Annotated in this window: 19 protein-coding genes and 6 pseudogenes; 18 read left to right on the forward strand and 7 right to left on the reverse strand. The window is 69.3% G+C overall.

The features are described from left to right. Positions 1-86, forward strand: a pseudogene (locus ACFXKG_RS22810) (IS5/IS1182 family transposase); the annotation flags it as partial. A 24-nt stretch (positions 87-110) separates the two neighbouring features. Here ACFXKG_RS22810 and ACFXKG_RS22815 read toward each other — a convergent pair. After that, positions 111-344 (reverse strand): hypothetical protein, encoded by a 234-nt coding sequence (locus ACFXKG_RS22815; protein ID WP_384841978.1) that lies wholly within the window; start codon positions 342-344, stop codon positions 111-113. Positions 345-421: 77 nt separating this feature from the next. Here ACFXKG_RS22815 and ACFXKG_RS22820 point away from each other — a divergent pair, with 77 nt between their 5' ends. Beyond that, positions 422-1,498, forward strand: a complete 1,077-nt coding sequence (locus tag ACFXKG_RS22820; protein WP_384841982.1) for a hypothetical protein — start codon at positions 422-424, stop codon at positions 1,496-1,498. Positions 1,499-1,756: 258 nt separating this feature from the next. Next, a pseudogene (locus ACFXKG_RS22825) lies at positions 1,757-1,888 on the forward strand (transposase family protein); the annotation flags it as partial. A gap of 555 nt (positions 1,889-2,443) precedes the next feature. Here ACFXKG_RS22825 and ACFXKG_RS22830 read toward each other — a convergent pair. Then, positions 2,444-3,679 carry a citrate synthase gene (locus tag ACFXKG_RS22830; protein WP_384841985.1) on the reverse strand — a complete coding sequence of 412 codons (1,236 nt, stop codon included), beginning with the start codon at positions 3,677-3,679 and terminating at the stop codon, positions 2,444-2,446. Between the two features lie 161 nt (positions 3,680-3,840). Between ACFXKG_RS22830 and ACFXKG_RS22835 the strand changes: the two genes are divergently transcribed. From ACFXKG_RS22835 to ACFXKG_RS22875, 9 genes and pseudogenes are all read left to right on the forward strand, one after another. Next, positions 3,841-5,229 carry a CitMHS family transporter gene (locus ACFXKG_RS22835; protein WP_384841988.1) on the forward strand — a complete coding sequence of 463 codons (1,389 nt, stop codon included), beginning with the start codon at positions 3,841-3,843 and terminating at the stop codon, positions 5,227-5,229. Between the two features lie 36 nt (positions 5,230-5,265). Next, positions 5,266-6,633, forward strand: coding sequence for an acyclic terpene utilization AtuA family protein (locus tag ACFXKG_RS22840; protein WP_384841991.1), 1,368 nt, complete (start codon positions 5,266-5,268; stop codon positions 6,631-6,633). Then, positions 6,633-6,968 carry a DUF4387 domain-containing protein gene (locus tag ACFXKG_RS22845; protein ID WP_384841994.1) on the forward strand — a complete coding sequence of 112 codons (336 nt, stop codon included), beginning with the start codon at positions 6,633-6,635 and terminating at the stop codon, positions 6,966-6,968. The genes ACFXKG_RS22840 and ACFXKG_RS22845 overlap by 1 nt, the downstream gene beginning before the upstream one ends. Further along, the gene (locus ACFXKG_RS22850; protein WP_384841997.1) at positions 6,965-8,089 is read left to right on the forward strand and encodes an alcohol dehydrogenase catalytic domain-containing protein; all 1,125 of its coding nucleotides are present in this window, start codon (positions 6,965-6,967) and stop codon (positions 8,087-8,089) included. Before ACFXKG_RS22845 ends, ACFXKG_RS22850 begins: the two co-directional genes overlap by 4 nt. Before the next feature lie 32 nt (positions 8,090-8,121). Continuing rightward, positions 8,122-8,325: pseudogene (locus ACFXKG_RS22855) on the forward strand (NAD-dependent succinate-semialdehyde dehydrogenase); the annotation flags it as partial. A gap of 76 nt (positions 8,326-8,401) precedes the next feature. Continuing rightward, positions 8,402-8,527: pseudogene (locus tag ACFXKG_RS22860) on the forward strand (hypothetical protein); the annotation flags it as partial. A gap of 400 nt (positions 8,528-8,927) precedes the next feature. After that, on the forward strand, positions 8,928-9,071 hold the full coding sequence (locus ACFXKG_RS22865) for a hypothetical protein (protein WP_384842000.1): 144 nt from the start codon (positions 8,928-8,930) through the stop codon (positions 9,069-9,071). Between the two features lie 88 nt (positions 9,072-9,159). Further along, the gene (locus ACFXKG_RS22870) at positions 9,160-10,449 is read left to right on the forward strand and encodes an SLC13 family permease (protein WP_384842003.1); all 1,290 of its coding nucleotides are present in this window, start codon (positions 9,160-9,162) and stop codon (positions 10,447-10,449) included. Between the two features lie 461 nt (positions 10,450-10,910). Beyond that, positions 10,911-11,840: an MBL fold metallo-hydrolase gene (locus ACFXKG_RS22875; protein ID WP_384842006.1), complete on the forward strand. Its 930-nt coding sequence runs from the start codon at positions 10,911-10,913 to the stop codon at positions 11,838-11,840. A 132-nt stretch (positions 11,841-11,972) separates the two neighbouring features. On the opposite strand, the gene ACFXKG_RS22880 is transcribed toward ACFXKG_RS22875, so the two are convergent. Continuing rightward, entirely contained in the window at positions 11,973-15,251 is a 3,279-nt protein-coding gene (locus ACFXKG_RS22880; protein ID WP_384842401.1) for a hypothetical protein, read from the reverse strand. A 446-nt stretch (positions 15,252-15,697) separates the two neighbouring features. On the opposite strand from ACFXKG_RS22880, the gene ACFXKG_RS22885 reads away from it, so the two are divergent. From ACFXKG_RS22885 to ACFXKG_RS22895, 3 genes and pseudogenes are all read left to right on the forward strand, one after another. Beyond that, positions 15,698-15,940 carry a hypothetical protein gene (locus ACFXKG_RS22885; protein WP_384842009.1) on the forward strand — a complete coding sequence of 81 codons (243 nt, stop codon included), beginning with the start codon at positions 15,698-15,700 and terminating at the stop codon, positions 15,938-15,940. Between the two features lie 445 nt (positions 15,941-16,385). Next, a complete protein-coding gene (locus ACFXKG_RS22890) occupies positions 16,386-16,964 on the forward strand; it encodes a hypothetical protein (protein WP_384842012.1) in 579 nt (192 codons plus the stop codon). Positions 16,965-17,038: 74 nt separating this feature from the next. Beyond that, positions 17,039-17,740 (forward strand): annotated as a pseudogene (locus ACFXKG_RS22895) (ISKra4 family transposase); the annotation flags it as partial. A gap of 1,850 nt (positions 17,741-19,590) precedes the next feature. Here ACFXKG_RS22895 and ACFXKG_RS22900 read toward each other — a convergent pair. Both ACFXKG_RS22900 and ACFXKG_RS22905 read right to left on the reverse strand, forming a co-directional pair. Beyond that, a pseudogene (locus ACFXKG_RS22900) lies at positions 19,591-20,125 on the reverse strand (AraC family ligand binding domain-containing protein); the annotation flags it as partial. Positions 20,126-20,178: 53 nt separating this feature from the next. Beyond that, positions 20,179-20,595 (reverse strand): MarR family winged helix-turn-helix transcriptional regulator, encoded by a 417-nt coding sequence (locus tag ACFXKG_RS22905; RefSeq protein ID WP_384842015.1) that lies wholly within the window; start codon positions 20,593-20,595, stop codon positions 20,179-20,181. Between the two features lie 110 nt (positions 20,596-20,705). On the opposite strand from ACFXKG_RS22905, the gene ACFXKG_RS22910 reads away from it, so the two are divergent. Beyond that, the gene (locus ACFXKG_RS22910; RefSeq protein ID WP_384842018.1) at positions 20,706-21,620 is read left to right on the forward strand and encodes an alpha/beta hydrolase; all 915 of its coding nucleotides are present in this window, start codon (positions 20,706-20,708) and stop codon (positions 21,618-21,620) included. 159 nt (positions 21,621-21,779) lie between these two features. Here the strand turns inward: ACFXKG_RS22910 and ACFXKG_RS22915 are convergent, their stop codons facing one another. Then, on the reverse strand, positions 21,780-22,934 hold the full coding sequence (locus tag ACFXKG_RS22915; RefSeq protein ID WP_384842021.1) for a PP2C family protein-serine/threonine phosphatase: 1,155 nt from the start codon (positions 22,932-22,934) through the stop codon (positions 21,780-21,782). Between the two features lie 198 nt (positions 22,935-23,132). Between ACFXKG_RS22915 and ACFXKG_RS22920 the strand changes: the two genes are divergently transcribed. Further along, positions 23,133-23,708 carry a helix-turn-helix domain-containing protein gene (locus ACFXKG_RS22920; RefSeq protein ID WP_384842024.1) on the forward strand — a complete coding sequence of 192 codons (576 nt, stop codon included), beginning with the start codon at positions 23,133-23,135 and terminating at the stop codon, positions 23,706-23,708. A 215-nt stretch (positions 23,709-23,923) separates the two neighbouring features. Here the strand turns inward: ACFXKG_RS22920 and ACFXKG_RS22925 are convergent, their stop codons facing one another. After that, positions 23,924-24,949: a LacI family DNA-binding transcriptional regulator gene (locus tag ACFXKG_RS22925; protein WP_384842027.1), complete on the reverse strand. Its 1,026-nt coding sequence runs from the start codon at positions 24,947-24,949 to the stop codon at positions 23,924-23,926. A gap of 112 nt (positions 24,950-25,061) precedes the next feature. On the opposite strand from ACFXKG_RS22925, the gene ACFXKG_RS22930 reads away from it, so the two are divergent. Then, complete coding sequence (locus ACFXKG_RS22930; protein ID WP_384842030.1) at positions 25,062-26,216, forward strand: Gfo/Idh/MocA family protein; 1,155 nt, start codon at positions 25,062-25,064, stop codon at positions 26,214-26,216. Positions 26,217-26,284: the final 68 nt, after the last annotated feature.

A 26,284-nucleotide genomic window follows, 5' to 3' on the forward strand; every position in this document is an offset into this window, starting at 1 on the left:
GGCGCATCTTCTGCGTAACCCGGTGCAGTCCGAACCGCATGACGTCAATTGTCAAAGCGGCCCTCACCCTGAAGCGGCAACGCTGAAGAAGCTCACTCACCTCCGAGATCTCAAATCACCTCGCAAATTGAGCTGTTGTTGGGAAATCTGCGGTGCTTGGCGACCGGTCCGAAACGGATTGGTGACGCGCCGGGCATCACCCACATGACGTACGAAGCTTGCCTGGCGGCCTGCGCACTCTCTACGCTCCCCAGCGGGATGAGGGATCCCTCGTCGTGCGCCTTGCCGGAATCCTGGCGCAGCGTGCCGAAAACGGCAGTGCCGCCCCTCGCGATGTTCTTCACGTACGCGTCATCCACATGGCTGTCCGCATACCTCTCTTTCCACGCGCTGAATCCGGCACAGTGCTGAAGGAGTTGCTATGCATCTGGACGACGCCGTCGCACTCTGCCGCCGCTTCACCGGGGAAACCCAGGCCGGTGCGCGGGCCCGCATCCGCGTTTTGCCCTCCGGTAGCCCCCTCATTCCCTCAGCTCACGGCGATCAGGCGTTCCTGGAGAGTGAGTTGCTCCGCGCCCTGCTGGAGCACCCGACGACCTACACCACACGCCCGCTGCGCATCGAGCGAGTCGTTCCCTATCCCGTACGGCCGGTCATCCGCTTCGCCGCAGACGCGGACGCGGACGGCCTGACCGATCTCATCTCCTGGGGCCTGTTCCCCACCGGGGGCGAGCACGACCTGAAAGGTGTCAAAGGGCTCCGGATCAAGGCCGGGCACGGCCGAATCGACGTCGGACTGCTGGGCACGAACGCCTCGGTACGCCTGGAGGGCGTACCGGAACGCTCTTGGCGCGAGGCAGAGTCGGTGCGTGCCCGAATGGCCGCGGACTGGAAAGAGCCCGTGCCCTTCCGTCATCCGGTGCTCACTCCCTCCGAGATGGCTTTCACCCGAGCGCACGGATGGTTCGAAGGCGGGTGGGGTGAGGTGGCATCGCTCGGCAGCGCGCTCCTTCGACGCATTCACATCTTCCGCTCGGGCGCGGCCTGGCTGGACCTGGCGGCTTTCACCAAGCACACGACGACGTTCGGGTTCCGGCTCACCTTCGCCGCATCCCTTGGCCTCTCGCACGACACGTTCATCGAGCAGCTGACGCACCCGCTCTGCGGCATCGGCCTGAAGGAGGACATGCGCACCTGCGGCTGCCCCTACGGAGGCGATGGATGCCGGCTCTGGTTCGACGCCTCCGGGCCCACCTCTGGGCGGCTGGACCTTCAGTTCCTGACAGCCAGGGGCTGCGATATCGCCGACTACAACGCCGCCCTGACGCACTCCGGCAGCCCGGCATCCGAGATCCGCCGATACACCGGTCGGCCACCGGGAACAGGCACGGAATGTGCTGCCTCCGGCTGCCCTTATCACGGGCGGCTTGAACACCTGCACCGCGTGGCCGAGTTGAGACGGCAACAGCGCGAGGGGACACAACGAACGAAGGAGTGACTGCAGCGCCAAGCGCCGGGGCTCCGCGATGTGCCGAGTTCAACGCTGGCCGGGGACACCATGAGCCCTTTCCAACCTGACGGCGCCGGTTGCGTGTTGGACGGACGGAACGACGAAGCTCCTGGTAGACGGGTTCACGACCAAGATCCACCGTCCGCCAGGAGCTTCGTGTGCTCGTCCACCCGTCGTCGATCGACCTGTCCAGTCGCACTCTGCGGTACCCGGTGGCAGCGTCTGACCACCGGCCGTCAGGCTCTCAAACACAAGCGCCACGGCATGAACGTCCAAGTCCTCACTGACCCGTTCGGCCGCCTGCTGTGGGCCTCGCCCGCGCTGCCCGGCTCCACCCACGACCTGAGTGCTGCCCGCGCCCACGGCATCATCGACGCTGGTCCGTCGCGATGCCAGCCCGGCATAGCGAGAAGCTCCTGGCTCCGGCCGGGGGAGGAGTCACCTGCACGGCCGGCGAGTCGGCCGGAGGCGGCGATGCCGAATCCGATCAGTTCGTGGACGACCGCAGCAGCATCATGGTCGTTGTTGTCAGGACACTTCGTGCAGCGGGGCAGGCCCTTGCGGTCGTGGAGGCTGACGCGTCGGACGTTTCCCCAGGCGGTGTACTCGGCGCTCTCCGCCCGCAGACCGAGCAGTACCAGTCCTGGCCCCTGCACTGGAGGGGCTGCGGCTGCTTGCCGCACTACGCGCCGACCGGTGCCGCGATTGCCGAGGCGCCGGCCCTGCGGGGCTCGATGAGCGTATCGCCGATCGCCCGGGGCGCCAGGGACCGGTCGTCGGTCAGGACGGCGGCCCTCACCGCCAGAGCCTTGGCCAGCTGGTGCGACTTCGCCCGGCCGCCCGCGACTGCGGTGACCGCGGCCCGGATCCTCTCGGTACCGAGTTCCTTCTCGGCGCGTTGCGACCGGGAGGAGCTTCACGTGGAGCGGCGGGTCATCCGTCCCGTCGGGGCGGATGACCCGCCCCCGCCCGTCGAGGTGACGGCCTGACCGGTGAAGGGCCCCGGTAGAGGCCCTCTGCGCGGAACCGGAGTGTGGTCTCGCCGTACTCCTCCAGGGCATGGGCCATCCAGCCCGCCATCCGTGCTACGGCGAAGATCGACTCCCCGGCGTCCGGCACCAATTCGTGGTGGATCGCGAAGGCGGCCAAGGCGAGTGAGGCGTTCGGGAAGCCGTCCGGCCGGTCCTTCAGCTGCTCGGCCAGCCAGTCGACGGCGGCCATCACCGGAGAGCCCTGCAGCAGCGCGAAGATGAGGTCGGCGCGTGGGTCCCTCGCGGTGTAGACGCGGTGGCCGAAGCCGGGGATCGCGGCTCCGGTCCGCAGCCGTTCGGCGAGGGCGGATACCGGGTCGTCGAGCGCGTCGAGCAGGAGGCGGCGCGCCAGCGTGCTCGTCGAGCCGTGTTGTTCACCGTCCATCGCGCCGAGGCCCGCCGAGATGACCGCGTAGGGATGTGCGCGGGTGCTTGCCGCCACCCGCGCGACCAGGGTCGACGCGGCGAGGTCGTGGTCGGCCATGACGGTTAGCAGCGTGGTCAGCGCCGCCGCCTCGTCCGCGTCGGCGTCCCGGCCGGCCAGGCTCGGCCACAGCCGCGCGGCGAGAGGGCGCTCGTCGCCGTGCGGGTGTTCGGCGATCGCGTCGACGGCGACCCCCATGATCACCGCGGCACGGCGCGCGGCCGCGGTCGGCTCGGGATCGTGGCGCAGGTGGTCGGCAGCCCCCGCGGTGACCACCGCGACGCGGATGCGGTCGGTCGTCCGGACGCCCTGCGGCAGGGACGCGACCGCACGGGTGGCCACCTCCAGCAACGCTCGCGGGGCCCGAAACGGCTCGCGGTCGCCGAGGTGTCCGCTCCACAGTAGACGCGCCACTGCCTCGAACGGCTCGGTCTCGATGAGCTGGGACATCGGCAGTCCGCGGTAGTAGACCTCATCCTCGGTCAGGAGGGTGAGGCCGGTGCGGATCCGCTCGACGATGCCGGCGGGCCGCCGCCCGGAGCGCCGCTTCGCGGCGAGGGCCTCGACTTCCGACTCGGCGAAGAGGCTGCCGCGCCGATCGCCGGGGCGGGCGTTGGTGAGCAAGTTGCGACTCACGTAGGCATAGACGGTCTCAGGTTTCACGTCAAGGCGTCGCGCCACCTCGGCGGTGGTCAGGAAGCACTCTTCGGGCATCGACATCCTTCGCGAAGATTCGAATGAATCAATGTTGACGTGATCAATATTGACCAGCATGGCGTGCGTTTGTCAATCTGCCCGGGTTGGCGCTGCGCCCCGCGGTGAGGCGGCCGCCTACTTTCCACATTCCACGACACTTCCAATGACGGGAGGCCCGCATGCTTGCATCGTTCGGCTACGCGGTCGTCGTACTCTTCATCGTCCTGATCATGACCAAGCGACTGTCGGCGATCGTCGCTTTGATCCTCATCCCCCTGGCCGCGGGCTTGCTCGTTGGGAAAGGGGACGTCCTCGGCGACGCCGTGCTAGACGGCATCCGCTCGCTCGCCCCGACGGCGGCCCTGCTTACTTTCGCCATCCTCTTCTTCAGCGTGATGATCGACGTGGGGCTCTTCGATCCGCTCGTCCGGCTCGCGCTGAAGGTGTCGGGGGCCGACCCCGTCAAAATCGCCGTGGCGACGGCGGTGCTGACCCTGCTGGTGTCCCTCGACGGCGACGGATCCTCCACCTACCTGATCGTCTGCGCCGCGTTCCTGCCGCTCTACGACCGGCTCGGCATGTCCCGGCTGGTCCTCGCGACCATCGCCCTGCTCGCCGTCGCCTGCACGAACCTGACACCGTGGGGCGGGCCGGTCAGCCGGGCAAGCAGTGCGCTGAAGGTCGAGCCGGCCGAGATCTTCCTGCCGATGATCCCGGTCATGATCGCCGGTGCGCTCGCGACGGTGATCGTCGCCGGCGTGCTGGGGCTGCGCGAGCGGCGCAGACTCACCTGGGCCGGCGTCTCGTTCGCCGAGGTGATGGCCGGTGACGGTGTGACCCCGTCGAGCGGAAGCGTTGGCGCGTCCGGTTCCGCAGGCGCAGGCGACTCGGCCGAACCCGTCGAGCCCGAGGGCGCCGACGGTGCCGCGGACCCGCTCGCCGCGTGGCACCGGCGGGTCTACTGGGTCAACGCCGCCCTGACGCTTGGGCTCATGGCCTGCCTGGTCCTCGAAGTCTGGCCGCTCGCACTGCTGTTCGCGACGGGCTTCGCCCTCGCCATGCTCGTCAACTTCCCGCAGGTCGCGGAGCAGGGAAGGCGGATCAACTCCTACAGCTCCTCCGTGATCCCGATCATCAGTCTCATCCTCGCGGCTGGTGTGTTCGTCGGTGTCCTTGAGGGCACCGGCATGGTCGACGCGATGGGCGCGGCCCTGGTCGGCGTGATCCCGGATGGCCTCGGCACCTTTTACGGGCCGCTGGTCGCGGTCACCGCGCTGCCGCTGACCTTCGCCCTGTCCAACGAGGCTTACTACTTCGGCGTCCTGCCGCTGCTGGCCGAGGGCGGCGCCGCACACGGTCTCTCGGCCGCCGAGGTGGCGCGGGCCGCGCTCACCGGTGCTCCGGTGCATGCCCTGAGCCCGCTGGTCGCCTCGCTCTACCTGCTGTCCGGGCGTCTCCAGCTCAACCTCGGCGACCTGCAGCGCAAGGCGTTGCCGTGGGCCCTCGCAGTGTCGGTGGTGATGATCGCCGCCACCCTGCTCACCGGTGCCGTGCCGGTCGGCAGGTGACCGTCCTGTCTCATTCCATTCGAAGAGGAGCAACTCATGACTGAGCGAACTCGTGTCCTGGTGCCAAACGGGATGCTGGGAATCGGGTTCCCGGAGGGGACCGTGAAGATCGCGCTCGAGTCGGGCGTCGACGCGATCGCGATCGACGGCGGCTCCACCGACTCCGGGCCGTACTACCTCGGCGCGTCCAAGCCGAAGACCGCGCGGGGCGCGGTGCTCCGCGACCTGCGAAAGATCCTCGGCCCGGCCGCCGAGGCGGGCGTTCCGGTCATCATCGGGAGTTGCGGTACCTCGGGGACGGACGACGGCGTCGACTGGGTCGCGGGCATCGTCGAGGAGATCGTGGCCGAGGATCGCATCCCCGGCCGCCGCCTCGCCCGGATCTACAGCGAGCAGGACAAGGCGTTCCTGAAGCAGCGGCTCGCCGAGGGCGCCGTCCACCCGCTCGAGCCCGCCGGTCCGCTGACCGACGACGAGATCGACAGCTGCGAGCACATAGTCGCGCTGATGGGCCATGAGCCGATGGCCGAGGCGCTCGCCGGCGGGGCGAACATCGTGCTGGCCGGGCGTGCCACCGACTGCGCGGCCATCGCGGTCGTTCCGGTGATGCGCGGCGCGGACCTCGGACCGGCCTGGCACGCCGCGAAGATCGCGGAGTGCGGGGCGCTGTGCACCACCGGCTCGGGCCAGGGCGGCGTGATCGTCTCGATCGACGCGGACGGCTTCGAGGTCGAGCCCGTCATGCCGGACGCCTCCTGCACGCCGTACACCGTGTCGGCACACCTGCTCTACGAGAACACGGACCCTTTCCGGCTCCGCGAGCCCGCGGGGACACTGAACACCACCGACGCCCGCTACATCGCGCTCGACGACCGCCGGGTCCGCGTCGAGGGCTCCCGCTTCGAGCTCGTCGAGCAGCACACCGCCAAGCTCGAAGGCTCGGCCGTCCAGGGCGCCCAGACCATGAGCATCGTCGGTCTCCGGGACGACGAGGTACTCGGCCGCATCGACGAGTGGGTCGACTCGCTGAACGCCTTCCTGCACGAGCACATCCCGGACGCGCTGGGCCTGACCGCGGACGAGTACGACATCCAGCTGCGCCCGTACGGCTGGAACGCTGTACTCGGCGAGCTCGACCCGAGCACGGCGGCCCCGCGCGAGGTCGGCGTGGTCATGATCGCGACGGCGAAGGACCAGGCCGCTGCCACCGCCGTCGCCAAGTTCTCCAACCCCCACCTGCTGCACCATCCGCTGCCGGGAGCCAGCGGTGTCCCGAGCTGGTCGTTCCTGACCTCGCCCGCGGAGACCGAGCGGGGCACGCTCTACGGCTTCGTCCTGCAGCACGTCGTGGACGCCCTGACGCCCACCGAACTGTTCCGACTCGAGACCACGGAGATCAACTGATGTCCACCGTCAACACAGAGCCCCGCACGCTGGGCGGACTCGCCCGGTACATCCGGTCCAAGAACGCGGGGCCGTTCTGGGTCACCGTCGACATCTTCTTCGACGACGACACGGCCTACGACGCCGTCGCGGCTTCAGGGGTAATCAACCCGGACATGATCGCTGCCCTGTACGGGGTGCGGCCCGAGCAGGTGAAGATCTTCTTCATCGCGGACCTGCGGGCGATCAAGGTCTCCTACCCGCGCACGACACCGCAGGGCTCGGTCGGGGACCGCGACATGCACGCCGCGCAGCAGTTCATCCCGCTGCGGACAATCGAGGTCCCCCTCCCGTGAGGATCCGCGGAGCAGTCCTCCAGGAATCCGGCCGCAGCAGGCCCTTCGCCGAGTCCACGCCGATCGTTGTCGACGAGCTGGACCTGGCCGCCCCCGGTCCGACCGAACTGCTGGTGCGGATCGAGGCCGCGGGCATCTGCCACTCCGACCTCAGCGTGGTCGACGGCAACCGGCTGCGCCCGCTGCCGATGTTGCTCGGGCACGAGGCGGCCGGGATCGTCGTCGCCGCCGGCACCGAAGTCGACGACATCGCCCCCGGGCAGCGGGTCGTGATGTCGTTCCTGCCGCGCTGCGAGGAGTGCGCCTCGTGCGCGGCCGACGGCAGGCTCCCCTGCGAGCGGGGCACAGCCGCCAACAACGCGGGCGAACTGCTGCACGGCGAACGCCGGCTGAGCAGGCGAGGTGACACCGTCCAGCACCATCTGGGCGTCTCCGGCTTCGCCAGCCATGCCGTCGTCGACCGGGCGTCCGCCGTCCCGGTGGACGCAGACATCCCCCCGGACGTCGCCGCCGTTCTGGGATGCGCCGTCCTGACCGGCGGCGGGGCCGTCCTGAACACCGCGCGGCCCAAGCCGTCCGACAGCGTAATGATCGTAGGGCTCGGCGGCGTCGGAATGGCCGCGCTGCTGGTCGCAGCCGCGGACGGAGTCGAGCACATCATCGCGGTCGACCAGGTCCCGGGAAAGCTGAAAACGGCGCGGACCCTCGGCGCGCACGAGACCTACACCCCCGCTGAGGTGGTGGAGGCCGGAATAGCCGCCCGATACGTCATCGAGTGCGCCGGGCACGCCGGCGCGTTCGAGACAGCGTTCGCCGCGACCGCCCCGGGAGGGACAACGGTCACGGTCGGACTCCCCAATCCGGAGGCACGGGCGTCGATCTCCCCACTCGTCGTGACCGCGCAGGCCCGCACCATCGTCGGCAGCTACCTGGGCTCGGCCGTACCGGCGCGGGACATCCCGCGGTACGCGGACATGTGGCGCAAGGGCCTGCTGCCCGTCGAGAAGCTGATCTCGTCACACATCACTCTCGACGAGATCAACGAGGCGATGGACACCCTCGCCGACGGCACCGCCCTGCGCCAGATCATCACCTTCGACACAGAGGGAAGCCTGTCGTGAGTGCCGATCTCGAACAGAAGGTCCTCACCGCAGTGCCCACTGGCCTGCTGATCGGTGGTGAGTGGCGGCAGGCATCGTCGGGGGCGACGACGAAGGCGGAGGGCCCCTCGACCGGTGAGGTACTCGTCCAGGTGGCGGGCGCGGCCCCGCAGGACGGGGCGGCGGCGCTGGCCGCCGCCCACGAGGCCCCGGCCGGGCGGGCCGCCGTCGCCCCGCGGGAGCGCAGCGACATCCTGCGCCGTGCTTTCGAGGCGATGCGGGCCCGTCAGGACGACCTGGGCCGGGTGATGACCTTGGGAGAGGGGCAAGCCGCTGGAGGAGGCCCGCGGCGAAGTCGCCTACGCAGCGGAGTTTTTCCGCTGGTTCTCCGAAAAGGTGGTGCGGATCGACGGCGGGTTCGCCACCGCCCCCACCGGGAGTGGCCGGTTCTTGGTGAGGATCCAGCCCGTCGGGCTGTGTCTGTTCATCACGCCGTGGAACTTCTCGCTTGCGGCACCGAGGATGGGCTCCGGGCCGGGCCGCTCATCGGCGCGAAGGGGGTCGACAAGGTCATTGACCTCGTCGGCGACTCGGTGGCCAACGGATCGCGGATCACCATCGGGGCGGGCAGGGTTTCGGACCGGGGTACCCCTACCCGCCCGCAGTGCTCACCGAAGTGCCGCAGAGCTCGCGACTCAACCACGGGGAGATCCTCGGCCGGTCGCCCCGATCGCGGTGTTCAACACTGAGGACGAGCCCCTGGCCGCGGCGAACGCCACCGAACTCGGGCCAGCCAACCATGTGTTCGCCGAGAACCTCAACCGAGCGTTCGCGGGTCGCGGACAACTTGGAGAGCGGCATGATCGGGCTCAGCACCGGCCTGGTCTCCGACCCCGCCGCCCCTTGCGGCGGCACCAGGGAGTCCGGCCTGGGCCGCGAACGCGGCACCGTCGGCAACGAGGAGTTCCTCGAGCTCAAGTACGTGGCCACCGGCGGCCTGTAGGCCGCGGGCCCATCAGTTCCCTCGCCTCAATGGTCACGCGGTCCGTGCCGCTCTGGCGCCGACCGACCGTGACCGGAACAGAGTTCCCATGCTCCAGCTGTTCTCGATCCTGGCCGTCGTGGCGGTGTTCGTCGTCGCCACCCTGACGCCGCTCAACATGGGGTTGCTGGCCTTCATCGCCGCCTTCGTGCTCGGCGCGGCGTCCGGTGTCTCGACCTCCGATGTCATGGACCTGCTGCCTGGTGACATCGTCATCCTCCTTGTTGGGATCACGCTGCTCTTCGGGATCGCCAACGTGAACGGGACCGTCGACCTCATAGTCGACCGGGCGCTAAAGCTCGTCCGCGGGCGGCGCTGGGCCATCGTCTGGATGATCTTCTTCCTGGCCGCAGCCCTGATGTCGCTCGGCATGCTGCTGGCCGTCGCCATGCTCGCGCCGATCGCCATGTCGATCGCGGGCCGCTACAAGATCAACCCGCTGCTCATGGGCATGATGCTCAGCCACGGTGCGCTCGGCGCGGCGCTCTCGCCCATCACGATCTTCGGCGCATTCACCCTGCGGATGGCCCGGGACATGAACCTCGGGCTGACGCCGCTCTCGCTGTTCCTTTTCCCGTTCGTGTTCAACCTCGCCTTCGCGACCGTCCTCTTCGTGGTGCTCGGCCGCGGCCTCTTCGGCCAGGCGGAGCCCGATCCCGACCAGGACGGAGCGGGCGGGGAGCCCACACCGCACGACGACGAGCCCGGATCGACCCGCACCCTGACCGCTCCGGCGAAGGCCGAGGTGCGCTGGTCGCCCGAACGGGTGCTGACTCTCGTCGGGATCCTGCTGCTGCTCGTCGTGCCCGCGGCCTTCGGCGTGGACGTGGGCGCCACGGCCATGGTCATCGCCTGCGCCCTGCTGATCATGCGCTCTCGGCTGGCGGAGAAGGCCATGCGCGAGGTCGCCTGGTCGGCGGTCCTCCTGGTGACCGGGATGATGACACTGATGGCGGTGCTCCAGCAGAACGGGACGCTGGACTCTGTCGGGAGCAGCGCCGCCCGGATGGGCCTGCCGATCGTGGCAGCCCTCGTCCTGCTGGTGGCCGCCGCAGCGCTCTCAGCCTTCGGCTCGAGCATCGGCACGATCGGGATCGCGATACCGATGGCGATCCCGCTCACCCAGACTGGGCACGTCGAGGCGGCGGCCTTCGTCATCGCGATCGCGTTCTGCTCGACGGTCGTCGACATCTCGCCCTTCTCGACGAACGGCTGCATCGTTCTCGCTGAGGCGCGGGTCGCGGACCGTCTGCGGTTCCAGCGGACCATGCTCGCCTACACGATGTCGATCGTCGTCCTTGCCCCGCTCGCGTCCTGGTTCCTCCTTCTGGTCCTGTGAGAGAGGTGACATGACGGCATCTCACGATGCGGACCCGTCCGCGTCGCCGCGTAGCGCTTCGAGTGACCGGGCACCGCGGCACGGACGGGGACACGACTTTGCAGCTCGCCGCCGCGGTCGTCGGATCGGCGGAGGCGATCGCGATGCGGCCGGCCAGGTGCTCGGCCCGCGACATGCGGATCCGGTGGCGACCGTCGACGAGGTCGCCCTTGAGGCGGTCCTGCGCTCGGCCGATCTGTACTTGCTGGTGCGGCGGGCCCAAACGGCTCACCCGGACCGTCTCAGCCAGCCCTGCGGGCGAGGATCCCACCGCCGCGTGCGCCATGGTCGGGACAGTCCGCGCCCCGCTCCCTGTGGAGATCCACACGCACGACGAAGATGCCCGCCGGCGTGCCGGGAGCATCCGCACCACGCTGGAAGAAACCGTCGACCACATGACATCGAGATAGGGAGCCAAAACGATGTACCAGACCTTTCGCGTCCGGGATGTGACCGTGCACCGGATCGTGGAGCTGACCGCGCCCTTCGACCCGGCGCTGGACATGCTCGCCGGGCTCACCCTGGAGACCCTGGACGCGCACCGGCCCCACCTGCAGCCGGGATCACTGGATTCCGAGGATCGCTTCGTCCTGTCCTACCAGTGCTATCTGGTCGAGACGCCCCGCGAGCTCATCCTGATCGACAGCTGCATCGGCAACGGTAAGCACCGGCCCCGGCCCGAGTGGCACATGAAGTCGGACAGCACCTTCCTGGACACGCTCGACCACGCCGGATTCGGGGTGAACGACATCGACTGGGTCGTCCCCACCCACCTCCACCACGACCACGTCGGCTGGAACACCTGCGCCGCGCCGGACGGCGGGTGGGTGCCGACCTTCCCCCAGGCCCGATACGTCTTCGGCGCAACCGAGCTTGCGGCCACCGAGCACATCCACCGCCACGAGAAGGTACTGCCCGCCTACCTCGACAGCGTCGTCCCGATCGTGAAAGCGGACCAGGCCGAGATCGTCGACGGCAACTTCCGGATCGGCGACCACGTCCGGCTACTGCCTACACCCGGCCACACAGATGGCCACGTCGCCGTCCGCGTCGGCGACGGCTCGGACAACTTCGTCATGTCAGGGGACCTGCTGCACACCGAACTGCAGATCCGGAACCCCGCACTTTCCTTCGCCCGGGACCGCGACCCTCGCCGGTCCGCCGAGACCCGCCGCGCGTTTCTGGAGCGCTACAGCGATACCGACACGTTGCTCTGCACGGGCCACCTGCCCTCGCGCAGCGTCGGTCGGGTCGTCCGCGAAGGCAACGGCTTCGCCTTTGTGCCGGTGGACGCAGAACCGGCCCCCAGGGATCGGCTCGACAGGTCACCAGCGCCCGGTACGGTCAGGTAGGCACACGCCTTCGTCTGAAAACCCTTCTCACATCCGGGTAGTTGCGTCGCGATGTGGACTGGCGTTCGGGTCGGTTGGGAGATCGAGAAGACCGCGGAACGGCAACATGACCAAGCCCTACTAGGATTTGTTCTACCGGAATCGCACCAGGACGCGGACACTGTGCCGGGGGTCCTTGCCAAGACGGTCCAGAAGTCCCGCGACTACCGGTGGAGCGTCGGGGCCTGCATGAGCTGTCGCCGCTTCGGCCAGAGTACGGCGCACTCGGACGCTCGGGTCTGCGGCGAGACGTGCCGTGGTGTCGGCAAAGCGCTGGGGCTGCTGCATACACAGCACTGCGCTGAGCTGCCGAGCCGTGACATGGCTGTGGTCGGCCAGAGCGCGGGCGTCAATGTCCCCTGTGACGTCGCGTGGGAGGCTGTTGAGTGTCAGGGCTGCTTCCTGGACGTCATGGGCATCGTCGCTGCGCAGGAGTTCAACTGCCTGGCCTTCGACCCATTCCTGCTCGTCAGCTGTTGTTGCTGAGGCAGCGGCCAGGCGCAGTCCGGGGCCGCGCAGCGACGCGGATCCCAGGTTGATCTTCAGGGTACTGAGGGGGTGGGCCTGGCCCGTGAACTCGTCGAGTCGGCTTCCGTCGAGCGCGCCCAGGGCGAAGGGCTGACTCGCACGGAAGGTGGTGCCCTTGGCCTCCGGCTCCTGGTCGACAACGAGATTGCGGGCGCCGATCAAAGCGTCCTGCCGGTTGGACACCGACTCTCGTCGATCACTCGCCACGGCAAGGAGCTTGTCCAGGCAGGCTCGCTGATCATCGGAGGCGAGGTGACAGACCATGGCCGAGTCGGGAACCATCGTGCTGCCCAGGGACATGGAGTTGGGCTCCGGCTCAGGCCGGCTCAGGATGCGATCCCGAGCCGTCCTGGCGCGCTCCTGCACGTCGGGATGGCCGGGGTTGAGGGCAGCCTGAATCACGTTGGACAGGTAGTGTTCCCGCTTGACCAGCTCGTCGGCCCGCCTGCGCAGAGTGTTCTGTTCGTCATCGCTCAGCGGGCTGCAGGAGGCGGTACCGGCAGCCGAGCTGTCGCCCTGCGGCCTGGCGCCCAGCAGGCGCAGCGTCTGATCCCTTAGAAGAACGTTCAGAGCTTTGTCGGTGTGGACGTCGGCGAGATCGAACAGCCTGGTGAGGGCGCGCATGGCGAGTTCGGGGTGTGCCATGGCGATGGCCACGCATGCGGTCGCGTGCTCGTCGTCGGTGTAACTGTACTGATGGGGTTGGCGGGGGACGTCGGAGCTGAGCAGGTCCAGCAGTGCTGCGGCCTGTTCAGGCGAGCTGCGCGAGGCGAGAGCGCAGGCGCTCTTCGCGGCCTGAACGGCCAGGGACCGTGTAGGTGAATCGACGAGTTCGCCAGCCCTGCCGCGTACGGCCAGGTCCAGCATCTCCTCGAACAGCCCGTGGGCCGCCGCGTCCTCGCCCAGGTCGGCTTGTGCCGCAATGAGGGCTGCACGTGAACGCAGGACCCACCACGGCTGGCTCGCGCCGGGCACCAGGGGAAGCAGTTCATCTCCCATGCCCTTGGTGAGCTGTTCGAGCTTCTCGCTGCTTCCGGCGCGCTGGTAGTAGGCCGCGGCCAGGGCGGGTTCGCTGTCGCGGTAGAGGTCCGCGAGCACCGTCACGGCTTCGCTCTCGTCCGCCCAGCTCCCGGCGACCACGCTGTCGGCCAGCCAGCGCCGGGCCGCCAGGACCGCCTCGGTGGGCTTGCCCCTCACCAGCGCCGACATCGCCTGTGCTCTGGGGTCCCGGATGCGGTCCAACAGGCGACCGGTGCCCGTCGTGCGCAGCGCCTGGGCAAGGCGGTGCTCGTCATCGATCTCGGTCATCCACGGTCCGTACCGTGCGTTGGCCGCGCGGATGGCGTAAAGCCAGTCGGCGGCCTCTTCGGCAAGTCCCGCGTGGATGCCGTCCTGGACGGCATCCCTCCAGTTCTCCACTGCTTCCTCTGCCCGGCCTTCGAGGGCGCAGCGTCGCGCCTCGCGCGCGCTGACGAGTGCTGCGTGCCGGCCCTTCATCCGGTGCCGTCTGGCCTCGCGGAGCAACTCCTGCCGTTGCGAGATGTCGTATTCGGCTCGCAGCAGACGCAGGCGCAAAACAATGTCCTGCGTCTGTTCCGTTACCGGCTGGTCTTTTGCCTGTGCGAGGGCGGCGCTGATCAGGCCGTCGAGTTCCTCGAGCGTATGGGGCTCGGTGGCGAGCAGGTACTCGCCGAGCATGAGAACCAGAAGCGGCCGGTAGTCGGGGGCGTGTTTGTCGCCGGCTGCCAGGGCGGGGGCCAGACGGCTCATGGTCAGAGGGTGGGCGATGTCCTGGGCGGCCGCGTTGATGAGGGCGGCGTGACGTGCTGTGACCGAAGCCTCTGGCGTGCCGGAGCTGGCCGCGTCGCGGGCGAACTGCTCCAGCTGGTGGGCCAGGATCCGTGCCTGATCGCTGTCTCCGTGGTGGAGTGCGGCTGCGGCGAGTTCGGCCGCCAAGCCGGCTGCCTCGTCGAACAGACCGCCCTCTTGGAGCGCCTCGAGCTGCTTTTTCCGCAAGACGGTGGCATGTCCCCGGTACCCGGCGACGTGCAGCCGGTGCGCCAAGTCTCCATAGAGCCTGGCTGATTCCGCCGGTGCTTCGGACCTCCTGCTGTCCGCGGCCCGCAGCATCGGCGCCACATCGTCGGTATTGAGGGGCCCGATGAGGATCCTCTCGGCCTGCTCCTGCCGGTCGGGCGGTGGAGCCGGCACCCCTGGCAGCGGAGCGCCCGTGCAGAAGTCGGCCGCCGTCTCCCGCGTCCAGAACTGGGCGACGATGTCGCCGCAGTAGCGAAGGTGCTGGTTGATCTGCTCGGCTCCCCACAGGTCCAAGTCGAGGTCAGAATATTGGAGCTGAAGCCCGGCCAGCTCGTCGGCCAGCTGCGTGGCCTCGGTGGAGGCAGAAGTCGCCACAATCAGACGGCCGGCATCGAAGGGACGCCGCCCGACGGCGAACTTCTCGACCGCCTTGCGCAAGTCCCCGGCGGTGAACGCCGCGTAGTCCTTGCACTGGACGACCGTGTAGTCACCCGTCGGCTCCCGACCAGCCAGGTCGATGCCGTGCTGCTCTTGCCCCTGGACCCCGTAACGCCGAAAGCGGATGTCCCGCAGGCCCAGAACACGGCGGGCCAGAGCCAGCATCAGCTTCTCGAAACGGTCCCAGCCAAGATGCAGATCCAGATCCTCCCCCGCAGGCGTACGCCCCGGGGAACCGGCCGGAGGAGGAGTGCGCAGGTTCGGATCTCCGGCACATGGCGCCCAGACGTCCGCGGCCGGTCCGCGATCACCGCTGGTGCCTTCAGACTCTCGCAGCGTGCCGGATTCGGAGAGGTTCGGCTTTGTCACGACTGCATCATCACACCCGGCACTGACAACGCCCGGGACACGGACAGGCGCGCGAAAGCGCACGACGATGCGGAAGCGCACGATCAGGCGCTGATAGCTCAGAGATCGGCGGTGGATGCTGGCTTCAGCCGGCGTGCCGCTGCGTGGGATCGAGCCGGCTCAGGACAGCGCGTACGAGGTCGCGGCTGAAGGCAGGCCGTGGTGCGCTGTCCGGGGTAGGGTCCATCCAGGGGTGTGGGGGTGACCTTGAGGCTGGCCTACATCTCCCCACACTGTGGGGATCCTCCACACGGCGCAGGTTAGCCATACCGACGGCGCCAAGATCAACGGCTGGGATCGACATCCTCTCTCGTCCTCAGCACCGGCAACTCAACACCGTCGAGCGCGGTGGCGAACACAGCAACCTCGACCTGTTCGACAGCGGTGGAAACCGTAGGCAAATCCCGATGCACAACTCCACCAACCTGACCAGCACCAACGCGCACGCCACTCAACGCACAGCACGTAACACCCAAACCAGGAACCGCAGGTCCTACCGGCTCACCCTGGCCCATGTGAAGGCCGGCGACGCGCTACCTGCCGGGCCGCGAGAGGTGGTGGTGCAGGGCGATGACATCGGCGTGTGGATCGCCGGGCAGAAGTCGGCAAGGGAGGTGCTCCAACCGGCGCAGAGGTACCTGATGGAGTGATCGGTGTCGATCCTGACGACGCGTCGCGTACACGGCCGGCCCCGCGCTCGCAGGACGACCGGTGGGCCATCAGCCTGGCCGCCGTCCGGCAGTTCACGCCCGCGAAGGCCACCTCCGCCCCGCGCGAAAGCACGTGGAGCTCGTGGACGATGCAGAGGTCCGGCTCCGGTCGTTCCTCGACACCGTCAGGCGAAAGGCTGCCAAGCTGAGCCCGGAGCGACGCGGGGCCCTCGATGAGTTGGGGATGCGGTGGACGTGACCTCATGCCGCTGGCCGGCTGCACGCAGTTGGTGATCGAACCCCTGCGGACTTCTGCGCCACGACGGAGGGCCCGCGGCGCACCGGCAGCGAGACCTCCGACGTGCGTGATCAGGGTGCGCGTGCTCTTGCCGGCGCCGTTCGTCGATGGGTGCGGATCCTTTCGAGGGATAGCTGAGCTGGGAAGATGCTGATTGAGGTGTGGGCGGTGTCGTCGTACTTCTACCGTGGCGAGGTGGAGGTGGGGACGATGGTGTCGTTGCCGGAAGAACTTCAGGCGCGGGAGGCCGCGGCTCGACAGCGGGTGGAAGAACTCCAGGCCGAGGCTGCGGAGTTGGCTGTCCGGCTGGAGAGCGCCCGGGCTGATCTGTCGCGGTTGGAGATCACGCGGGAGACCGTGATGGAGGTGCTGGCGGACTTGTCGGCTGCGGAGGTGGAGGCGCACGATGCGCCGGAACCCAGGGAAACGCCGGCTCCTCACGGTATCGGGGTGATGGCGGTGCCGCCGTGGCGGGAGGGCCTGGTCGCTGGGGTGCTGCCGGACGTGTACCGGAACATCGTGGAGATCGTCGCTGATGCTCCGGGTCCATTGCAGGCCAAGCAGATCGTGCCGCGGATCGGGCTGGAGGCCACCACGGCGAAGATCGAGGGGACGCGGGGGAAGCTGAAGCGTCTGGTGGAGCGGGGCTGGCTGGACGAGGACACGCCGGGACGGTTCACCCTCGCCCGCCATGACGGGGACGCCGGTCACGTCAACTCCCGGTGAACAAGAGGCTCTTCTCCGTAGATTCGAAGGTGCCAACCGAACGAACCGCAAGAAGAGCCGAAGAAGAGCCCAAGATGGAACCCTATGACGCCTTACTCGAGCCTGAAGGGTATGCCGCCTCCCGTGATGCCTTCGAACGCCTCGTCTCGACGCTGGCCGACGCCCCGGCGCGGAATATGGCCCATGACGAGCTGGAGGGCCTGCTCGAACAGCAAGGACGCGAACTGCTGCGGCAGTTGATGCAGGATCACCTCGACCTGCGTGCGAGGACGGAAGAAACGGCGGCCCGCATCAGCGTGGAACGGCCGGTGGTGCGCGGGCCGGAAGGACGGCCTCGGACCTGACGGGAGAGCAACCATCCCCGCTGGCTGACCTGCGTGTTCGGGCCGGTACGGGTGAACAGGATCGCCTACCGCGACCTGGCCCGGCTCGCGGTCCTGGAAGCCGTGAGAGGCTCCTTCGACCAGGCCCAGGCCGCGATCGAGCGACGATGCGGAAGAGTGCTGGGCAAGCGCCGCCTCGAAGAGCTGGTGATCGCCGCGGCCGTCGACATCGCCGCCTACTACGCGATGAAGATCCCCACCCCGTGCACCCGCGAGATGCCGCTGGTCCTCCAGGTCGACGGCAAAGGCGTGGTGATGCGCCCCGAAGCCATGCGCGAGGCCACCCGTCGGGCCGCAGCCAAGACCGCGGCGGCCGGACGGCGCGGACGCCTGGCTCCCGGGGAGAAACCCAACCGCAAGCGCATGGCAACGGTGGCCTGCGTCTTCGACACCACTCGTGATGCCAGAGCTGTCTACTGAAGTGCCGGCTGAAGCCTCGAGTCATCAGCACACCGAAAACTCGGGGGTACGTAAAGCCCACAGCCCAGCCACTTCACCCCAGACCCACTCGGCGGTCTTGGGCCTACACGAAGCAGCTCTTCAAGCGGAGCTGTCCGCGCCCCCTGGATCCTCGTCCAAGCCCAGAGCGCGGACCAAGATCCGGACCATGCACGGACCGAGCAGCCACCATCCAGGTCCAATTCGGGCATTTAAACAGGTCAACCTGCACACCAACCCTGTACCACCAGCAGACGAAGAACCTACTGGGCGCCACCACACATATGACTGAGCAAGACCGCTTGGCACCACGAAATTCCCGCCAACCTGCCACACCCGCGTAGCCAGCAGACCGCCCCACCAGCGACGCAAAGCGCCTGACGAACCATCAGAACGAGCGTCATTTCAGCGTCTAGATATCGCCCGTAACGGCCGCACCGCACATAATAAGAACTCGCAAAACCGCAGGCCAAGCGCCCTTTATGGCGGGTTGCAGGATCGCCACGCACTCCACGTGGCGCGTCATCGCAATCAGATCAACGAAGGCCATCAAAGGCGGGACACCATAGCGCGGGATCGCCGGTTACCCAAACCGGTAACCCTGCGCATCATGGATAGTCCACCGCCACCGTCACCCGGCACCATGAGGTACCAGCCGCATGCACCTCTGGCCGGACTCACCGGGCGCGGACATGAGATGACCTGGAGAATCCGATTGCAAAAACAGACCACCGAACCTCCGGAAGCGCAGTACAGCCCCGCACGAATTCGAGCAACCTGGGGCGGGACAGGAAGCGTAACCGACGCCTCGACAGCCTTGGGGTTCTCACGGGCGAAAGGGTACGCACTTATTCGTCGCGGGGAGTTCCCGTGCCGAGTGCTCAGGGTCGGCCGTTCGGCTCGCGTGGTCACTGCGTCCTTGCTGCGCGTCCTGGACAGCGGCGACCCCGAATACAACGGTGTCCCGTCGCACAAGTGCACACGGCCGTAACCCGCCACCGGCAGAACCCTGCCGAGGCGTCGCGAGCGGGCCGCGCCCTCTCGGAAAACCCCGTCGCGGGGCCCGCCGGGGTGGACACATCGCGCCACGAGGGGGCTGAAGCATCGCAGGAGCCGTGTCCCCGCTCAGGGCAGCCTCGGCCGCACACAGGGTGCACGCCTGGATCCGGCAAATGGAGATCAGTGCAGGCCCACTCACGGAGCCCTGAGGCCGTGGCACGTCAAAGGTTTCCGCCTCACCGCAAGAGCACAGTCCCGCAGAGAGCCCGGAGTGCCGCAGGGCCCACCCGACACCGCTCACCGTTGCATCCCAAGCCACGGCGAAGCCCCGCCGGCCCCCCGGCGAGGCTTTGTCGTCGCACGTGCGCTCTCACACAGCTCTCACGAACTACGCGCACTCCCCCGGACAGGGCTACCCTGACCTGCTGTTATGCACCCGCTACCGGACTAGCTGGACACTCCTGGACGGTTTTTACCACCTGTGCCAGGTGGTGCCCAGTGAGGGGCCCACGACCAGCAGAGGGGCCTCGGCCGGCCCGTCAAGGCGGTATTGCAGGGTCTTCGGTGGTGTCTCGCTCACCCGCCAGACCCTCTCATGCCGCAGGGGCTCCCACGTGGCCGGGGCGAACTCATCAGCCTTTGTTCACCTCGCTACGAAAGGTCCTGCACGGCCGGAGTCCTCAGCAGCCTCCTGGATCAGCGCCTGGCATCGTCAGCGGACCGTCGGGTTCGCCGCACCCGGACAAGCCGCCGGCCGGCTTCGGCGAGCACCTTCATCGGCTCGCGGCGTGCGCCCGGCACGTCTCGGGGGTCGCGTACCCGGCCTGTCCGGCGGCCAGGTGGCGCAGCGAGTGCACGACGCAGGCCCGTTGCCGCCACTGCGCGAAGTTCGGCCCGGTGGCGCCGCGGAACCGCCGGCCCAGGGTGCGTTCGCCGATGCCCAGGGCGGCGGCCCAGCGGGCGGGTGGATCGTGGATGTCGGGGTGGCGCAGGAACGCGACGGCTGCCAGGAGGAGTTCACGCAGCAGCGCGGAGACCTCGACGACCCGGCAGCGGGCGGGGAATCACGGCACGGCGGCGGGCTCGATGTAGCCGCGGGTGCTGACCCCGGGCATGGAGACCTGGTGCCGGGTCCCGGCCGGGATCAGCACCGCGCGATCGGGCGGGCACGGTCCACCTGCCCTCCGCCGTCGCCAGCTCCATGACGCCGGTCGCGGCGTACAGCAGCTGGGCCCGGCGGTGCTCGTGGTAGGGCAGCAGGTGGCCCGCTGGGTAGTCGGTGCCGATGGCCAGGACGGCACGGTCAAAGGCGTCGACCTCGTCAATGAAGACGTTGCACAGGCCGCCAGATCAGACGAGCCCACCGGACGGACGAACGGCTCGCGCCTACGGCCTCACGCGGGCGGGGCGAGCATCGCGTTGAGGATGCGCTGCAGCTCCGCGCGGTCCTGGGGAGTGATCCTCGCCAGCCTGCGGTCGTACTCCGCCGCGAGGGCCGCGAGGGCTCGGTCTCGTGCCTCTGTGCCCTCGGCGGTCAGCACGAGCCGGTGACGCCGCAGGTCCGCCTCGTCGATCTCGCGGCGGATGAACCTCTTGGTGACGAGGTTGCGGACGTAGACCGTCACGCTCGCCTTGGGCAGCAGCAGTGCGGTCGCGATCTCCGCCGGGTACGGCGATGCTTCCACCTCGGCCAGGACGAAGAACTCCTTCGTCTCCAGCCCGAGCTCGGTCAGCTCCTGCGTGCAGGCATCCATCACGACACTCAGCAGCCGCTGGTTCAGCGTCCACAGCTGCGCCCCGTAGACCGACATACGAGCCCCCCTATCAAAAGTGGTACCGTTCCGTACTAGTTTCAAACTGCACTAGTAGCCGTTTTGTACTGGACATCTATGGAACAACAACCTCACGAGAGGCGCCACCCATGCTCCAGCACCTCATGATCCGGCGCGGACCGATCGAACTCGCCGCCGACCTCCACCTGCCCGACGACTTCGACAGTGCCGCGCGGCTGCGTGCCGTGGTGCTCTCCACCCCCGGCAGCAGCGTGAAGGAGCAGATCGGCGCGAACTACGCCTCCCGCCTCGCCGCCCGCGGCATCGCGGCGCTCGTCTTCGACCCCGCTCACCAAGGGCGGAGCGGAGGTGAGCCCCGGGACCTCGAAGACCCCTACCGCCGGGGCGAGGACATCTCCTACGCCGTCGACGCGCTCACCACGACCCCCGGCATCGACCCGCGGCGCATCGGCGTCCTCGGCATCTGCGCCGGTGGCGGCTACGCCGTGCACACCGCCCGCACGGACCACCGCATCAAGGCGGTCGGCACGGTCGTCCCCGCCAACATGGGCACCTCGTTCCGCGGCTTCCAGCCCGACGGCCCGGCCGCCGCGCTCGACGCCCTCGCCGACGCGCGTATCGAAGAGGCCCGCTCCGGCGAGATGACCCGGGTGAACTGGCTGCCCGACACCCTGAAGGACGCCACGGCGGCCGGCCTGACCGACATCGACACCACCCAGGCCATCACCTACTACCGCACCGGGCGAGGCGGTAACGAGCACTCCACGAATCGGCGCCTCTCGCGCGGCGACTCCCTCCTGCTGGGCTACGACGCGTTCCACCTGGTCGACCAGCTCCTGACCCAGCCACTGCAGGTCATTCTCGCCGGACGCATCGGCAACACCGGCTCCTACGACGCCGGCATGCAGCTGTGGAAGCTGGCCCCCAACCCGGTCGACCTCATGGTGATCGACGGCGCCGGCCACTACGAGATGTACGACGAGCCCGCATACGTCGACGCCGCCGTCGAGCGACTCACCGACTTCTATGTCGACAACCTGTAAGGCACCCGACCGGAACGAGGACAGCCGAGGAGAACCTCGACGGAGTCGCCGTCACCAGGGCCCCGCTCCGCGCCCTGGCCCGCCGCGCCGCGGCCCGCGTCCCGGACCGGGTGCACTCCGTCGCCTGCCTCGCCCTGCTGGTGATCGTCCTGCTCGCGCTCACGGCGTGTCCCGCTCGATGATGATCATTGCCGCGTCGTCCGCCAGGTGCCCCCTTGTGTGGTCGACCAGGAAGAGGCGGAGACGGTCCAGCAGCTCCTGCGGAGGACGGCCGCGCAGCCGCGCCAGGTGCGTGGGCAGATCGAAGAAGTTCCCGCCGGTGTCGCGGGCCTCCAGTACTCCGTCGGTGTACAGCAGCAGCTGGTCGCCCTGTTCGAACACGTACTTCTCGACCGGCACGGGAGGCGTGCCGAGGAATTCCTCCAGACCGAGCGGCGGCAGCGGGCACGCGATCTCCAGAGCGCTGACCTCACCCCTGCGGAGCAGCAGCGGTGACGGATGGCCGCGGCTGACCAGTTCGACGACGGGGGCGTCCGGGATCTGGGCGAGGACCGCGGTGACGAACTGCTCCGCCGGGTCCCCCTCCGGCGCGTCGGGGTCCTCCGCCCCGCCCGTCCGCGCGGGGCTCGCGCGGGACAGCTCCCGTCGCAGTGCGGCCTCGCAGCGCCGCATCACGTCGGGCAGCCCGGGCTCGTAGTAGGCCGCCTCGCGGAACGCGCCCAGTACCGCGGCGGCCGCGCGGACCGCGGGCAGTCCTTTGCCCCGTACGTCTCCCACGATGATCCGGATCCCGAAGGGGGTGGCCAGCACCTCGTAGAGGTCGCCGCCGATACGGGCGCCCGCCTCGGCTGCCAGGTACACGCCCGCGGCTCGCACTCCGTCCAGGCGGGCGGGGACCGGGCGCAGCACCACGTCCTGGGAGACCTGGGCGATCCGGCGGACCGTCGCCAGTTCCCGTTCCCTGCGTACGCGCGCGGTGCTGGTCGCGAGGCTGGCCACGGAGACCACGAGCAGCGCCAGCAGGTTGGCGTAGACCAACTGGGTGCCCCAGGCATGGTTGTAGGTCGCGGTGATGGCGCTCACCACCCCCGCCATGAGGATCACCGATCCGGTTCCCGCGGGGCCCATCGTGATGGCGGCCAGCGCCGGGGCCGGCGACAGCAGCGGGCCCGTGTAGAGGAAGTGCGCGGGGGAGAGTTCGATGCCGAGCACCGACACGAGCACCACGAAGGGCAGGGCCCGCGCGAGAGCGAAGAGGGTCCTGCTGGAACTGATCAGGCTCATTCCGGATGCCGAGCCATGGAACACCCGCATAGCCCGACCCTCTCACCACACCTGGGCCGACGCTCTGCCAGCTTGCGGACGCCGGGCTGGGGGACACCCCTCCGCGGCTCGGCCCCCGGGAGCACCTCCCGATCGCAGTACACTTCAATGAACAATCAAGTGCAGCACAGGTGAGTCCATTACCGTGTACTTTTCCCTTGCGGCAGTGAACTATCCGGTGGGTGGAACGTGGCGGACCTCGAACTGCTGACCCAGTCCCTGGCGCGCAACGTCAGGCGCTGGCGCACCGAACGCGGCCTGACCCTGGACGCGCTCGCCGCCCGGGCCGGCGTCAGCCGTGGCATGCTCATCCAGATCGAGCAGGCCCGCACCAACCCCAGCATCGGCACCGTCGTCAAGGTCGGTGACGCCCTCGGGGTCAGTGTCACCACCCTGCTCGACCACCAGCAGGCCGGGCCCGCCGTCCGCGTCGTCCCCGCCGAGCAGGCCGTACGGCTGTGGCACACCCCCGCGGGCAGCTACAACCGCCTTCTCGCGGGCACCGAGGCGCCGGGTCCGCTGGAGATGTGGGACTGGCGCCTGGAGCCCGGCGAGAGCAGCGCCTCCGACCCGCACCCCAAGGGCACGACCGAACTCGTCCACGTCACGGCCGGGGAGCTGACACTCACGGTCGACGGCACCGAGTACCGCGTCCCGGCCGGCTCCAGCGCCTGCTTCGAGGCCGGCACCCCGCACACGTACGGAAATACCGGCGACACCGTGACGACGCTGGTGATGGCCGTCTCGGTCCCGCCTCCGAGCTGAGCACACCGGACGGGGACGAGCGGGCTCAGCGGCCCAGGGGACGTCACGCGGTACTCGCTCGGGTGGGCGCCGCGGAAGCGTTCGAAGGCCGTGCTGAACGCGAAGGCGTCGCCGTAGCGGACCGCCCACGGCGGATCGTGCCGCACTTGCAGCACCGTCGAACCATCGGCCCGTGCCGTGCGCAACACGTCTGCCGGCCCGTCCGTACGGCATGCCTAGACGAACCGCTCCGGCTGGATTCCCGGAGATGGGGGCGCCGTTGTCCCTCGCACTTCGAGGGAGGGGACCGCCAGGTCGACCCGGGCGGGGCGGCCCGGCTCGGCGATGCGGTCGAGCAGCCGCGCGGCGGCGCGGCGGCCCACGTCACGGCTCGCGTGGTCCACGGTGGTGAGCCAGAGGTGGCGCAGTTGGGAGAGGTACGTGTTGTCGTACCCCACCAGGGACAGGTCCCGGGGGACGCGCAGCCCGCTCTCCTCCGCGGCCGAAAGGGCTCCCACGCAGGTCATGTCGTTGGCCGCGAAGACCGCGGTCGGCCTCCGGGGACGGTTCAGGAGCCGTACGGCGGCCCGGTAGCCGCCCTCCTCGGTGAGGTCGCCCTGTTCCACCACGGCCGAGCCGGCCAGGCCGTGTTCCCGCATGGTGGCCTCGAAGCCGCTGCGGCGCAGCTCGCCCACCGCGCCCCGCCCGGCGATGTGCGCGATGTCCCGGTGTCCGAGGGCGATGAGGTGTTCCGTGGCCAGCCGGGCACCGTGTCCGTCGTCGTTGGCGACGATGTCCACGGCGGGCAGCACCGGCTCCCGCGCGCCCGCGACGACCGTGGGCACCCGACCCGCCGCGGTGAGCAGCACCCCGGGGTCGGGCAGGGTGCCGACGGCGATCAGGCCGTCCACGCGCAGCTCGGTGAAGGTACGGGTGAGGTCCTCCCCCAGCCACCGGTTGAGGTGGCCGTCGGCCAGCAGCATGCGCAGACCGCTGTCGTACAGCCGTGCGTTCACCCCGTCGAGCAGTTCCACGAACCAGGGGTTGCGCAGGTCGTTCAGGAGCACGCCCACCGTGCGGGTGCGGCGCTCGCTCAGGCTCCGGGCCGCCGCGTTGGGCCGGTAGCCGAGCGCTTCGGCCGCGTCGAGGACCGCCCGCCGCTTGTCCGGCCGTACGCCGTCCGCCCCGCGCAGCACCAGGGAGACCAGGGACTTCGACACGCCCGCCCGCGCGGCTACGTCACGGATGGTCGGCGTCCTCATCGTCTGGACCGTTCCACGCCCGTACCTCCTTCGTGAAGACCTTGACACCAGTATGAAGGGCCTCCATCGTGGGCTGCCAGGGTTCTGGAACGGTCCAAAGAGGGGCAGTCCAATGGTGCGTACGCTCGGGGTCGCCGTCGTCGGGTTCGGCTGGATGGGACGGGTGCACACCCAGGCGTACACACGGGTCCTCCACCACTTTCCGGGGCTGCCGCTCCGTCCCGAGCTGGTGACCGTCGCCGAGGAGGTGCCGGGCCGGGCCGAGGAGGCCGCCGCGCGGTTCGGGTTCGCCTCGACGGCCCGGGACTGGCGCGAGGTGGCCGCCGACCCGCGCGTTCAGGCCGTCAGCATCACCGCCCCGAACTTCCTGCACCGCGAGATCGGCGTCGCGATGGCCGGGGCGGGCAAGCACATCTGGATCGAGAAGCCGGTGGGTCTGACCGCCGACGACGCCCGCGCGGTGGCCGACGCCGTGGCCGGCTCCGGGGTGCAGGGCACCGTCGGGTTCAACTACCGCAACGCCCCGGCCGTCGCGTACGCCCGTGAGCTGATCGCCTCGGGCGGGATCGGCACGGTCACCCATGCGCGCGTCCGGCTCTTCAGCGACTACGCCGCCCATCCGGACTCCGCCCTGACCTGGCGGTACGAGCGCGAGCGGGGCGGCAGCGGGGTGCTGGGCGACCTGGCCTCGCACGGTGTGGACCTCGCGCGCCATCTGCTGGGCGACATCGACTCCCTGGCCGCCGACACCGCGGTCTTCATCCCGGAACGGGCCCGGCCCACCGGCGCCACGGCCGGTCATGTCCGGTCGGCCGGGGGCGAGTTGGGTCCGGTGGAGAACGAGGACTACGTCAACTGCCTGCTGCGCTTCGCCTCCGGCGCCCGCGGCGTCCTGGAGGCATGCCGGGTCTCGGTCGGCGAGCAGAACAACTACGGCTTCGAGGTGCACGGGACCAGGGGCGCGGTCGGCTGGGACTTCCGCCGGATGGGCGAACTCGGCGTCAGCCGGGGCGACTCGTACCAGGACCAGCCCGTCAGCACCGTGTACGTGGGCCCCGGACACGGTGCGTACGAGGCCTTCCAGCCCGGTGCGGCATCGAGCATGAGCTACGACGACCTCAAGGTCGTCGAGGCCCACGCCTTCCTCCGTTCCATCGCCGACGGCACCCCGCACGGGGCGACGCTGGACGACGCGGTGGCGAGCGCCGTCGCGCTGGACGCGATGAGCCGGTCGGCCGAGCGGGGGGCCTGGGTGAACCTGGCCTGAGGCCAGGGTCGAGCCGGGCGTGCGGCCCGGGTCGAGCCTGGCCCGGGGACCGTACGGCCCGGGGACCG

Origin of the sequence: Streptomyces sp. NPDC059255, from assembly GCF_042752355.1 — a bacterium.
GTDB lineage: Bacteria > Actinomycetota > Actinomycetes > Streptomycetales > Streptomycetaceae > Streptomyces.